Source organism: Streptococcus sp. HMSC34B10 (genome assembly GCF_001839505.1).
Taxonomy (GTDB): Bacteria; Bacillota; Bacilli; order Lactobacillales; family Streptococcaceae; genus Streptococcus; species Streptococcus peroris.
Window position 1 is genome coordinate 498832 of sequence record NZ_KV841556.1, and the last position, 12136, is coordinate 510967.

The 12136-nt window shown below is 35.3% G+C and carries 12 protein-coding genes; 11 read left to right on the forward strand and 1 reads right to left on the reverse strand.

All coding sequences use genetic code 11. From position 1 onward, the window contains the following. The first annotated feature begins 36 nt into the window (after positions 1-36). The 3 genes from HMPREF3237_RS08040 (at position 37) to HMPREF3237_RS08050 (ending at position 6918) form a co-directional block, all read left to right on the forward strand. Positions 37-6249: a DEAD/DEAH box helicase family protein gene (locus HMPREF3237_RS08040; RefSeq protein ID WP_180364201.1), complete on the forward strand. Its 6213-nt coding sequence runs from the start codon at positions 37-39 to the stop codon at positions 6247-6249. A gap of 74 nt (positions 6250-6323) precedes the next feature. Beyond that, entirely contained in the window at positions 6324-6608 is a 285-nt protein-coding gene (locus tag HMPREF3237_RS08045; protein ID WP_070889458.1) for a DUF5962 family protein, read from the forward strand. A 13-nt stretch (positions 6609-6621) separates the two neighbouring features. Next, positions 6622-6918 carry a DUF5966 family protein gene (locus HMPREF3237_RS08050; protein ID WP_070889459.1) on the forward strand — a complete coding sequence of 99 codons (297 nt, stop codon included), beginning with the start codon at positions 6622-6624 and terminating at the stop codon, positions 6916-6918. A gap of 13 nt (positions 6919-6931) precedes the next feature. Here the strand turns inward: HMPREF3237_RS08050 and HMPREF3237_RS08865 are convergent, their stop codons facing one another. Next, the gene (locus tag HMPREF3237_RS08865) at positions 6932-7129 is read right to left on the reverse strand and encodes a hypothetical protein (protein ID WP_083327708.1); all 198 of its coding nucleotides are present in this window, start codon (positions 7127-7129) and stop codon (positions 6932-6934) included. A gap of 159 nt (positions 7130-7288) precedes the next feature. Between HMPREF3237_RS08865 and HMPREF3237_RS08055 the strand changes: the two genes are divergently transcribed. The 8 genes from HMPREF3237_RS08055 to slmA all read left to right on the forward strand — a co-directional run bounded on the left by HMPREF3237_RS08055 (position 7289) and on the right by slmA (position 11704). After that, positions 7289-7930, forward strand: coding sequence for a peptidylprolyl isomerase (locus HMPREF3237_RS08055; RefSeq protein WP_070889460.1), 642 nt, complete (start codon positions 7289-7291; stop codon positions 7928-7930). Positions 7931-7939: 9 nt separating this feature from the next. Next, complete coding sequence (locus HMPREF3237_RS08060) at positions 7940-9025, forward strand: toprim domain-containing protein (RefSeq protein ID WP_070889461.1); 1086 nt, start codon at positions 7940-7942, stop codon at positions 9023-9025. Between the two features lie 50 nt (positions 9026-9075). Beyond that, positions 9076-9309, forward strand: coding sequence for a DUF5965 family protein (locus tag HMPREF3237_RS08065; RefSeq protein WP_014713366.1), 234 nt, complete (start codon positions 9076-9078; stop codon positions 9307-9309). Next, positions 9306-9689, forward strand: coding sequence for a DUF5945 family protein (locus tag HMPREF3237_RS08070; protein ID WP_070846374.1), 384 nt, complete (start codon positions 9306-9308; stop codon positions 9687-9689). Before HMPREF3237_RS08065 ends, HMPREF3237_RS08070 begins: the two co-directional genes overlap by 4 nt. A 37-nt stretch (positions 9690-9726) precedes the next feature. Continuing rightward, the gene (locus tag HMPREF3237_RS08075) at positions 9727-9999 is read left to right on the forward strand and encodes a hypothetical protein (protein ID WP_014713364.1); all 273 of its coding nucleotides are present in this window, start codon (positions 9727-9729) and stop codon (positions 9997-9999) included. 69 nt (positions 10000-10068) lie between these two features. Next, positions 10069-10545 (forward strand): type II toxin-antitoxin system antitoxin PezA, encoded by a 477-nt coding sequence (gene pezA, locus HMPREF3237_RS08080; RefSeq protein ID WP_014713363.1) that lies wholly within the window; start codon positions 10069-10071, stop codon positions 10543-10545. Next, positions 10545-11315 carry a type II toxin-antitoxin system toxin PezT gene (pezT, locus tag HMPREF3237_RS08085; RefSeq protein ID WP_070889462.1) on the forward strand — a complete coding sequence of 257 codons (771 nt, stop codon included), beginning with the start codon at positions 10545-10547 and terminating at the stop codon, positions 11313-11315. Before pezA ends, pezT begins: the two co-directional genes overlap by 1 nt. A gap of 206 nt (positions 11316-11521) precedes the next feature. After that, complete coding sequence (slmA, locus tag HMPREF3237_RS08090) at positions 11522-11704, forward strand: salivaricin M family lantibiotic (protein ID WP_070846370.1); 183 nt, start codon at positions 11522-11524, stop codon at positions 11702-11704. The last annotated feature ends 432 nt before the right edge of the window (positions 11705-12136 follow it).

Genomic DNA, 12136 nt, shown 5'->3' on the forward strand with positions numbered 1-12136 from the left:
GATTCTCCTATTTTCGTATAGATGAAAGGAGCGAGTATGGAAGTAATGCAATTATTGGCTATGTTTCGTGGAACAATTCCAAAAGATAGAGAGAAAATGGACCTATTTCTTCGTTATCAAGCGCAACATTTTGATGAGAAATGGCAGGACTTGGTAGAGAGTTTTTTGGTTGAAGAGGGCAAGATAGAAGAGATACCTCATGTCTATTCGTTTCATCAAGATATTGTTTCTTTCCTAGAGGCTAGTTCTGAAAATAATGACCAAGATTTAGAAAGTTACACAAGAAATTTTGGACAAGCAGGTCTAAGTAAATTATCTCAATTAAGTAATTTTGAGAAAAACTTGGTGCTAGAAGTTGCAACCTATAACCTTTCCACTCGATTTTACATCCAATCTGAAAAAGAAAAGCTAGAAGAACTAAGTGAGCTTATCTTTCATCAGAATCAGGATGTCAATTTGGTCAATGTCTATCGGGTTGCGAATAATCTATCTGACCGCATTAGTAGAGATATAGAGGAGTTTCTTCTAATGGTTGATTCCAAAGAACTAAAAAAAGAGGTTCTTGAGATTCATTTTGAAGAAAAAGAGGGAGATGTTCTAGCCTATTTGGGTTCAGAATTGATGGCTACTTTAGATACCGTTACGGCTCTTGTCTATCATGAAGAAAACTACCAACATCTTCCACTGACACAAAAGCTAAAGATTATTACTCATTTTGATGAAGTAAAGGCTAAAAGCGAAAAGTCTAAGCAAGTAGAGGAATCCTTATCTCCTTCAAGTGATATTGAACAGGAAACAGAAGAAACTAACTCCTTTTCTAATGTCAATAGAATTGTAGAAGAAGCATTGAGGGAATATCCAATCGGTTCACAAGTAAGTTATAAAGGACAAGTATTTCTGTTGGTTTCGATTGAAAATGCCCAGTTAAATGACTTAGTTCGCCTAGAGCTATTCAATGATTCCAACCAGTTATTTGAAGAGAATCCTATCTTATACTTGAACAGTTTAGAAGAGATTGAACAAGTATTGTCTCTTGAAGAACTTGAAAAAGAAGATTCAGAGATTGAGATTGATTTATCAAGTGAAAGTCAGGAAATAGATTTGTTTTCCGATCTGGAAGAAGATAATGAAAAGGATAAGGAAACAGAAACGCTTATTGAAGGCATAGAAGAGACAGATGTCCATGTTCTAGATTTTGTTTTTCCAGATGATTTAGAGGACTTTTATCCTAAGACAAATCGAGAAAAGATTGAAACGAATATCGCCGTAATTGAACTTGTTAAAAGATTAGAAAAAGAGGGACGACAAGCGAATCCAGAAGAACAAGAGCTACTAGCCAAGTATGTCGGCTGGGGTGGTCTTGCCAATGAATTTTTCGATGAACTCAATCCAAAGTATGAAACAGAACGTTTAACTCTTAAGAGTTTAGTAAGTAAATCAGAATACTCCACTATGAAACAAAGTTCTCTCACAGCCTATTATACAGACCCAATGATTATTCGCCAGATTTGGCAAAAGTTACTGGATGATGGTTTTGAGGGAGGAAGGATATTAGATCCTTCTATGGGGACTGGGAACTTCTTTGCGGCGATGCCTAGAAGTATACGAGAGAGATCAGAACTCTATGGAGTTGAATTAGACAGTGTGACAGGCGCAATCGCAAAACAACTACACCCCAATACCCATATTGAAGTGCGAGGATTTGAAGAAGTTCCCTATCAAAATAATAGTTTTGATTTAGTCTTAACGAATGTTCCGTTTGGAAATTTTCGCATTGCCGATAAAAACTATGATAAACCTTATATGATTCATGATTACTTTGTCAAACACTCACTTGATTTAGTAAGAGACGGAGGACAAGTGTCGATTATCTCATCTATTGGGACAATGGATAAACGGACAGATAATGTCTTACAAGAGATTAAATCCAACACTCATTTTTTAGGGGGAGTTCGTTTGCCGGATACGGCTTTTAAAAAGATTGCAGGTACCCGAGTGACTACAGATTTCCTCTTCTTTCAAAAGGATCAAGCAAAGAATCTTAATGAGGAAGAACTTGTTTTTAGTGGCTCTATTCCCTTTGAGGAGGATAAGCGTGTCTGGATCAATCCTTATTTTGATGGGAAATACAATACACAAGTTTTGGGTGAATATGAGGTACGTAATTTTAATGGAGGAACCCTCAATGTTAAGGGGGTATCAGAAACATTATCTACTGACATAATGAAAGCATTAGAGAATGTGGAAGCACCTAAACAAATTGACAATTCTTTGAAAGCACCTGTTTTTATCCAAGAAGAAGTGGATAATTCTATCCCAAGTCGTATACGTGAGAACTTAGCGCTCTATTCTTTTGGATATGAGGGAAATCAAATTTATTACCGAGATACGCATGGCATTCGGAAAAGTTCAAAAGTAGACGAAATTAGTTATTATGTAGACGAGAAAGGAGATTTTAAATCCTGGGACAGTTCTTTGTCTGAACATAAAATAGATCGATTCGTGCAACTTCATTTGACAGATGAGGAAGCACTAGATGTTTACAAGTCAGAAGAAGCGAGTAAAAGAGGGAAATATAAGGGACTGTTCAAAAAAACTGTCTTTTATGAAAGTCCCTTATCGGATAAGGACATTAGTCGTATTAAGGGCATGGTTGATTTGAGAGAGACCTATCAATCCCTAATTGAAATTCAACGTCATCAAGATTATAGTCGGGCTGATTTTCAGGAATTGCTTAGTAAACTCAATCGTGAATATGACCGTTTTGTAAGTCAATTTGGATACTTGAATGCTTCCGTTAATAGGAACTTATTTGATAGTGACGATAAGTATTCTTTACTAGCAAGTTTAGAAGATGAATACATCGATTCTAAAGATCAGAAAGTAAAATATAAAAAATCTTTAGCCTTTGAGAAAGCATTGGTTAGGCCAGAGAGAGTGATTACAAGAGTATCAACGGTTTTAGATGCCTTAAACTCCAGTTTATCGGATGGTAGAGGGGTTGATTTAGACTATATGGTATCAATTTATCCTGAACATAGCCAAGCTGCTATTTTAGATGAGTTAGGAGACCAGATTTTAATGGATCCAGAAAGCTATTTAAGAGGAGAAAGAAAATATCTTTCTAAGAACCAGTTTTTATCAGGAGATATTCTCAACAAGATAGAAGTAGTTCAACTATTAGTGGAGGAAAACAATCAAGAATATGATTGGAACCATGCTTTAGATTTGTTAGAATCTGTTCGCCCTCCACGGATTCATCTGGCAGATATTGAGTTTAAAATAGGATCACGTTGGATTCCTCAATCCGTTTATGGTAAATTTGCCTTTGAATGTTTTACCAATCGTGAATTTGAATTGTCTTCGCCAGATGTTGAACAAGTCATTGAAGTGAATCCTGTCGATGGACAGATTCATTTAAGGACATCATTTGCTTATCGCTATCCAAGTGCCAAAGATAGTAGTCTTGGAGTCAGTGGGTCACGTTATGATACAGGAAGAAAGATTTTTGAGAATTTACTAAATTCAAACCAACCGACGATTACCATGACTGTTACGGAAGGAGAAAAGAAAAAGACCATCACAGATTTGGAAAAAACCTCTGTTCTAAGAGCAAAAGAGCAGCATTTACAAGAGCTCTTTCAAGAATTTGTCTCACGGTATCCAGAAGTCCAACAAGTCATTGAGGAAAGCTATAATCGTCTTTATAATCGAACAGTTAGTCGAGAGTATGACGGTAGCCATTTAGTTATTGATGGCTTGGCTCAAAACATTAGTCTTCGTCCTCACCAAGAGAATGCCATTCAAAGAATCGTAGAAGAAAAAAGAGCCTTATTAGCTCATGAGGTAGGTTCAGGAAAGACCTTGACCATGCTTGGTGCTGGGTTTAAATTAAAGGAGTTAGGGATGGTTCATAAGCCCTTGTATGTAGTACCCTCTAGTTTGTCTGCTCAATTTGGTCAAGAAATCATGAAATTTTTTCCTACTAAAAAAGTCTTTGTGACCACTAAGAAAGATTTTGTGAAGGCGAGAAGAAAACAATTTGTGTCACGTATTATTACAGGAGATTACGATGCCATTGTCATTGGGGATTCTCAATTTGAAAAAATCCCTGTCAGTAAGGAAAGACAGATGAACTATATTGAGGATAAACTCAATGAACTACGAGAGATTAAAACACATTCGGAAAATAAGTATACCGTTAAAGAAGCAGAACAATCAATAAGTGGTCTAGAGAAACAATTGGAAGAACTCCAACGCTTCAATCGTGATAGCTTTATTGATTTTGAAAATCTAGGAATTGATTTTCTCTTTGTGGATGAAGCACATCACTTTAAAAATATTCGTCCGATTACTGGACTTGGAAATGTAGCAGGGATTACCAATACAACGTCTAAGAAGAATGTGGATATGGAAATGAAGGTTCGACAGATTCAGGAAGAGCATGATTTTAAAAACATTGTCTTTGCGACAGGAACACCAGTTTCCAATTCTATTAGTGAGTTGTACACTATGATGAACTATATTCAACCAGATATCTTAAAACGCTATCAAGTTGATTATTTTGACTCTTGGGTAGGTGCTTTTGGAGAAATTCAAAACTCTATGGAATTAGCTCCTACAGGGGATAAGTACCAACCTAAGAAACGATTTAAAAAGTTTGTCAATCTACCTGAGTTGATGAAAATCTATAAAGAAACAGCCGACATTCAAACACAAGATATGTTGGACTTACCTGTTCCAGAAGCTCATATTATCCCTATTGAGAGTGAGTTAACCGAAAACCAGAAACTCTATCTAGAAGAATTGGTTATGCGTTCAGATGCAGTCAAATGTGGAACAGTTGATCCTAGCCAGGATAACATGTTAAAGATAACGGGTGAGGCACGGAAACTAGCTATTGATATGCGTTTGTTGGACTCTAGCTATAGTCTAGCAGACAATCATAAACTGCTTCAGGTAGTGGATAATGTTGAGAGAATTTACCGTGAAGGAATGGGAAATAAGGCTACTCAGATGATTTTTTCAGATATTGGCACACCTAAGAAAAAGGATAATGGCTTTGATGTCTATTCTGAAATAAAGGCTTTATTAGTTGATAGAGGAATCCCTAGTAAGGAAATTGCCTTTGTACATGATGCCAATAGTGATGAAAAGAAGAATAGTTTATCTCGAAAGGTTAATGCAGGAGAAGTGCGGATTCTCCTTGCCTCAACTGAAAAAGGAGGAACAGGTTTAAATGTTCAGAGTAAGATGAAAGCAGTTCATCACCTGGATGTACCGTGGAGACCAAGTGACATTCAGCAACGCAATGGACGGATTATCCGACAGGGAAATGAAAACAAGGAAGTGGATATTTACCACTATATTACCAAAGGTTCGTTTGATAATTATCTTTGGGCAACTCAGGAGAACAAACTTCGTTATATTAAGCAGATTATGACTTCTAAGGAGCCGATTCGTGCTGCAGAAGATATCGATGAGCAGACTATGACGGCTTCTGATTTTAAGGCGCTAGCAACAGGTAATCCTTATCTAAAATATAAGATGGAACTAGAGAATGATCTAACTCTATTAGAAAATCAAAGACGCGCCTTTCAACGCAGCAAGGATCACTATCGTCATACAATCTCTTACTGTGAAGAAAATATGCCCATTCTTGAGAAACGATTAAGCAAGTATGAAGGCGACATTCAACAGTCTGAAATGTCTAAAGACCAGACATTTTCTATGACGGTAGGTAAGCAAGCTTTTGATCAACGATCTGAAGCAGGTGAATCCTTACACCGTCTTATCCGTCATAATCAAGCTGACAGTAAAGAGTTTCGTACCCTAGCAAGCTATCGAGGATTTGACATTAAAATGCTTAGTCTTCCAACAAATCAACCTCTTCCTGAAACCTTCTCCGTTAAGCTTGTAGGAGAAAATCAGTATTCTGTCAGTTTAGATTTGTATTCTCCTTTGGGAACGATTCAAAGGCTTCAGCATACGATTGATCACATTAAAGATGACCAAGTGAAAACTCAGAACTTATTGGATGAATTAAAGGATAAATGGACTAATGCTAGAGTAGAAATTGAGAAAAATTTTCCAAAGGAAGAGGATTATCAAACTAAAAAGGCCGAATACGATGTACTCGCGCCATTGATTGAAACAGAAACGGATTTAGATATTATTGATCAGGCATTAAGACAATTCCATGAAAATGGAAAAGAAAAGCAAGAACAACTTTCTTTTGAATTGGATTAAAAAATAGATATAAATAGCGGACAAGAAAAGAAAAGCGCGGTAGAATAAAGATAGAAAGAAACGAGGTAACGATTATGATGGAAGATACCTATTATCAATTAGAAGAGGCCTTGGTACAGGGATTTCAAACACCTGAAGAATACCAAGCCTACAAGGAGTTAAAGGAACATTATGAGGAAGTGACAGGGGATTACAGTTTTTCTAAACGAGAACTCACTAGTCAATTAGAAATCTCTCTTCAGAATCATCGAGGTGTGGACTTTGAAGAACATGAAAAAGAGGATTATTTGGACTTAGTTCAAAAATTAGAAGAGTTTGATTATTCTCTTGCCACTCATTACCGTCAGTTGATTGACTAGAAAGGAGAAAGTCATGAATGATTTACTCCTTATCCCAGTAATTTTTTTAGCAGTAGGAGGAATTCTCATTCTTTTATGGAGACTCTTCCTGATTGCCAGTGGACTTTTCCTGATTGGTTTTGTCAGTTTTCTTATTTTCGTGGAGGGCTATGGAATTTATTTGTTCTTTACTGAACCTAGTTTATATTTTGATGATATCAGACAACATGGTTTAACTAGTTTTACGGCTGTGTACCTTTTCATCAATCTGATGTTGGTTCTAGGATTCAGTTGGCGCTTCATAAACTCCAAAACTAAGGAAAGTATGTAAACTTTTTAGATGTTTAAAAAACTTTATCTGAATCTAAATTCGGATAAGGTTTTTTATTAGTCTTGATTCTTTCATACACTTCATAGCTAAATTGGAGCAATAATTTATGATAATTTTTATCCTTACTATTATTACTTGTATTTATGGCTTGTTTATGTCGTTCAATATGAGAAAGAGCTCTTCTCAAATTTTCTTCTTTTAAATTTTTCATAGTTACATTATAAGATGAAGACATCTAGTTTTGATTTTTTTCTCTGAACTGTACGATTTTGCGCCTGAAATGTAGGAATCACCTTTCGTTGTGATGTGATAAAACTTACAAGTTCTTTTTGTTATTCTTGACCTAGTTTTTATAGAAAGAAGGTCTAAGATGTTAAATAAAGTCAAAACTAAAGCCTTAATTAGTGTTGGAGCAGTAGCCGCAACTAGCTTTATTCTCATGATGGGATATACTGCTGGTCAACATTCTACTGCTAAACAAAGTCGCAAAGAAATCGAATTGGCTGCAGCTAAACTTGTAGAGGACAAACAAGCAGAAGATAAAGCCAGCATTTTGTCATCGGATACTGTAAAAGAATTTTTGACTCAGTACTATACGAAAGAAAAGCTCGGAGAAAATAATACACGTATTCAACCTTATATGACTGAATCGGCTTATTCTCAAGAATTGTCAAGTCAAAATGATGCCATGAACCAAGTGTATAAGGATTATATTTTGGATTATCATTTTGAAAAAGCTGATATATTTGTCAATCAGACTACGAATCAAGCTATTGCCATGGTCTCTTATAATGTAACCTATGTATCCGATTTAAAAGATGCCAACCAATCAAAGACCAATCAGACAGAAACCAGAACTGTTAAATTGTCTTATTCTAAACTGCCGGGTAAGTTATTGGTCAATCAAGTGCAGGTTTGGAAATCTGGGTTGGATGATTTAGATAAGGCAACTCCTAAAACTTTAGAAGAATCATCATCAATACCATCACTGCCAAATACTACAACAAAATGATGATATTGCATGGAAATAGAAGAATGTAAGCAAATTTCAATTCTTGATGTAGCCAATCGTTTAGGTATCTCCTTTAAACAAGTTTCGAGCAGTGTCTATGAACATCCTGAACACGATTCATTTCGGGTTTTTTCAACTACCAATACTTTTAAATGGTTTTCAAGAGATATTCAAGGTGATGTCATTGATTTTGTTCGACTTGTTAAGGGAATTTCCTTTAAAGAAGCTCTAGCCTTTCTTTCTGAAGAACCTTTTCAAAAAGAAGCTGTTCAAGAAAAAAGAGAGAGACCATTTTATTATCCTTTAAAGAGAATAGAAGATTCTAACTGTAGTCTGGCCAGATATTACTTAACAGAATGTAGAGGAATTTCAGAAGAAATCGTACAAAAGATGATTCAACAAGGTTTAATAGCACAAGCCAGCTGGAAAACAAATGAAACAGTTGAACCTGTTATCGTTTTTAAAAGCTTTAATCATCGTCACAAGCTGCAGGCAGCAAGCTTACAAGGGATTTATAAGAATCCCGCTCTTTCTAGAGAGAGGTTAAAAACGATTCTAAAAGGAAGCCATGGACATGTTGGAATATCCTTTGATATTGGTCACCCCAATAGACTAGTCTTTTGTGAATCGTTCATCGACTTAATGAGCTATTACGAACTTCATCAAAAAAGTCTATCAGATGTTCGTTTGGTATCTATGGAGGGATTAAAAAGGTCTGTTGTCGCTTATCAAACTTTACGACTGATAGCTGAAGAAAATCAGAAATTGGAATTTTTAGATACAGTAATACCTTCAAAATTATTGCCTCTAATCAATACAATTCGTGATACCACCAGCTATTTTGATAATCATCCTGATTTATTAACACTTGCGGTAGATTGTGATGATGCTGGAAAAGATTTTTCTGATAAATTATCTCAATCAGGATTTCCTGTTTTAATGGATCTACCTAATAATGAATCTGGGAAAGTAAAGATAGACTGGAATGATGTTCTTAGAGAAAAGAAATCAGATTTACAATGTATGCTTGAAACTGTAAAAGAGACATTAGGGCACCAACCAGTAAGACAATCCTCTCAATGTTTAGAATTGTGATAACAAAATCAAGCTGATCTAGTTAATATTAGAATGAAGGAGGTTCGTATATGACCATTATTGAACGCTTAGAAGAAAAGGTCACTAGGCAAGAAAGCAAGGTAGCAAGAGAGACAGAAAAACTAGCTGCTTACAAAGAGCAACTGGAAACAGCGATGTTTGCGACGTTCAAAAGGCGTCAAAGCATCAGTCACATGAGTTTTGAAGAAGCTCTTGACCATGCCTTTGGCAGAGAAAGACAATTCGAAGATTCTGAATTTAGAAAGGATGAAATGAGTGAATGACAAAAGATTGGAATTTTAATCAACCATTAGAAAGTAAATCAGAAAATCAAGAAGATCCAGATAAAATTGCGGCCTTATTTAGAAATCATCAAGGAGGTAATGATGTAAATTATGAAGCAGCTTTTCAAAAGCGAAAACAAGCACCTGTGACGGAATCAAATTCTAGTTCTAAACCCAAAGTTGCAGAGGTTAGAACAGGAAAAGAGACAGATATCACTACAAGTTATCAGCAACATCTTAAAAGACTGATTGCGGATAACAATACCGATATTGAAAGTAGTCAAAAGAAAATTGAAGAGCTATATACTTTGATTGACACAAAGAATAAAGACAATAAGAAATTGCAGTCAATTTATGATGCGATTTCCGAATTGTACTAAGCAGTCCTGATAGGCTGCTTTTTTTGAGAGGTTATAGATGTTTACAACATTTTTTAAGAAAAATCAAGACAATAGTGATATATTTAAGAAGTTGATTCATAGATTATCTGGTATGCCCGTCCAAGATCTTGAAAAAATTTACCGACTGTTAGATATCATTTTCACTCCAGAACAAGAATCAGAACAACTAAAAACAGAATCAACTTATAGGGAAGAAACTTTGGACGACACATTAAAGGAAGCTAAAAATCAACTTCATAAGGAACAATTGGAGAAGAATTTAGAGAGATTTAGGAAAAATAATAAATAATGCACCAAAAATGGTGCGTTTTATTTTTCTAAATGTTATAATGGTATTATCAAATGAAAGGAGTTTCCCATGATTGGAAAAAACATAAAATCCTTACGTAAAACACATGACTTGACCCAACCCGAATTTGCCCAAATTATAGGAATTTCTCGAAATAGCTTGAGTCGTTATGAAAATGGAACGAGTTCAGTCTCTACGGAACTAATAGACATCATTTGTCAAAAGTTTAATGTATCTTATGTCGATATTGTAGGAGAAGATAAAATGCTTAATCCTGTTGAAGATTATGAATTGACTTTAAAAATTGAAATTGTGAAAGAAAGAGGTGCTAATCTATTATCTCGACTCTATCGTTATCAAGATAGTCAGGGAATTAGCATTGATGATGAATCTAATCCTTGGATTTTAATGAGTGATGATCTATCTGATTTGATTCATACGAATATCTATCTAGTAGAAACTTTTGATGAAATAGAGAGATATAGCGGCTATTTGGATGGAATTGAACGTATGTTAGAGATATCTGAAAAACGGAAGGTAGCCTAATGGAAATCCAAGATTATACCGATAGTGCATTCAAACATGCTTTAGCTCGGAACGTTCGCTCACTGACAAGAGGAAAAAAGTCCAGTAAGCAACCTATAGCGATTTTACTTGGAGGGCAAAGTGGTGCTGGTAAGACTACAATTCATCGTATTAAACAGAAAGAATTTCAAGGAAATATTGTTATCATAGATGGCGATAGTTTTCGTTCTCAGCATCCACACTATTTAGAACTGCAGCAAGAATATGGCAAAGATAGTGTTGAATACACCAAAGATTTTGCAGGGCAAATGGTAGAGTCTTTAGTAACCGAATTGAGTCATTTGGGATACAATCTTTTGATAGAGGGGACCTTACGAACGATAGATGTTCCAAAGAAAACAGCACAACTCTTGAAAAGTAAGGGATATGAAGTACAATTAGCCTTAATTGCGACAAAGCCCGAATTGTCCTATCTGAGCACCCTTATCCGATACGAAGAACTGTACGCTATCAATCCACATCAAGCACGCGCAACTCCAAAAGAACATCATGATTTCATTGTAAATCATCTAGTTGATAATACACGACAATTGGAAGAACTAGCTATCTTTGAAAGAATTCAAATTTACCAACGAGATAGAAGTTGCGTATATGATTCAAAAGAAAATACAACTTCAGCGGCAACCGTTCTTCATGATTTACTATTTGGAGAATGGAATCAAGTGGAGAAAGAGATGCTTAAATCTGGGGAAGAAATGTTGAAAGTTTTAACTGTTCGAAATGGTTGTTAAATCATGAGTTTTAAAATATAGTCTACTTATAACTTTTGTTAGTTGTTTGAGGTGGGCGAAAAGTTTTTAAAACCCAATTTAAAAAAATATAGTTAATTTGAGAAACTTACAACTTTTGCACGATTTACTCATTACGTAGTTACGATTAAGTTGTATACTAATTATTGTAAAGATGATCATCTAAAGAAAAAAGGAGGAATAAGCCTATGGCAAAGAATGCTGAACGTCCAGTGATTGATTCTCTAGACTTTGAAGTTACCAATCAAGAACTTGCTGGGAAATCAGGTTCTGGTTGGTTTTCAGCGATTCAGTTAACACTAGTTGGTCGGTGCGGATGGGCATTTACATATTCCTATGAATGTACTACACCACATGTAAGTTGTGGTTAAAAGAAGTGAATTGTACCTTAAAGGAGGATAGAATGGAAGGAATTATTGGAACGCTTGAATTTTATGCTCCTGTACTTGTACTAGGAGCATTCATCATTGGTATTGTCTATTTTATGAAAAAACGTAATGATAAAAAATAGTGGATAGATTGGTTTTATCACTATTATTTCTAACCAATGCTCTTGAGGAGTATTGGTTTTTATTTGTGCCCTAGAAAAAGACAAGAAACCTCATTACGTCTCAATTCTGCACGAAATACTCATGAAATAGATTTTTCTACAAGCTATAATAATTATATAAAAGAAATGGAGGAAACGATAATGGAAGGAATTATTGGAACGCTTGAATTTTATGCTCCTGCACTTGTACTAGGAGTATTCGTCATTGGTATTGTCTACTTTATGAAAAAACGTAATGATAAAAAATAGTGGA

What these genes read in the sequence shown, in the direction of transcription:
- HMPREF3237_RS08040 (WP_180364201.1), top strand. Translation starts at nt 37, where the DNA reads ATGGAAGTAATGCAATTATTGGCTATGTTTCGTGGAACAATTCCAAAA.
- HMPREF3237_RS08045 (WP_070889458.1), top strand. Translation starts at nt 6,324, where the DNA reads ATGATGGAAGATACCTATTATCAATTAGAAGAGGCCTTGGTACAGGGA.
- HMPREF3237_RS08050 (WP_070889459.1), top strand. Translation starts at nt 6,622, where the DNA reads ATGAATGATTTACTCCTTATCCCAGTAATTTTTTTAGCAGTAGGAGGA.
- HMPREF3237_RS08865 (WP_083327708.1), bottom strand. Translation starts at nt 7,129, where the DNA reads ATGAAAAATTTAAAAGAAGAAAATTTGAGAAGAGCTCTTTCTCATATT.
- HMPREF3237_RS08055 (WP_070889460.1), top strand. Translation starts at nt 7,289, where the DNA reads ATGTTAAATAAAGTCAAAACTAAAGCCTTAATTAGTGTTGGAGCAGTA.
- HMPREF3237_RS08060 (WP_070889461.1), top strand. Translation starts at nt 7,940, where the DNA reads ATGGAAATAGAAGAATGTAAGCAAATTTCAATTCTTGATGTAGCCAAT.
- HMPREF3237_RS08065 (WP_014713366.1), top strand. Translation starts at nt 9,076, where the DNA reads ATGACCATTATTGAACGCTTAGAAGAAAAGGTCACTAGGCAAGAAAGC.
- HMPREF3237_RS08070 (WP_070846374.1), top strand. Translation starts at nt 9,306, where the DNA reads ATGACAAAAGATTGGAATTTTAATCAACCATTAGAAAGTAAATCAGAA.
- HMPREF3237_RS08075 (WP_014713364.1), top strand. Translation starts at nt 9,727, where the DNA reads ATGTTTACAACATTTTTTAAGAAAAATCAAGACAATAGTGATATATTT.
- pezA (WP_014713363.1), top strand. Translation starts at nt 10,069, where the DNA reads ATGATTGGAAAAAACATAAAATCCTTACGTAAAACACATGACTTGACC.
- pezT (WP_070889462.1), top strand. Translation starts at nt 10,545, where the DNA reads ATGGAAATCCAAGATTATACCGATAGTGCATTCAAACATGCTTTAGCT.
- slmA (WP_070846370.1), top strand. Translation starts at nt 11,522, where the DNA reads ATGGCAAAGAATGCTGAACGTCCAGTGATTGATTCTCTAGACTTTGAA.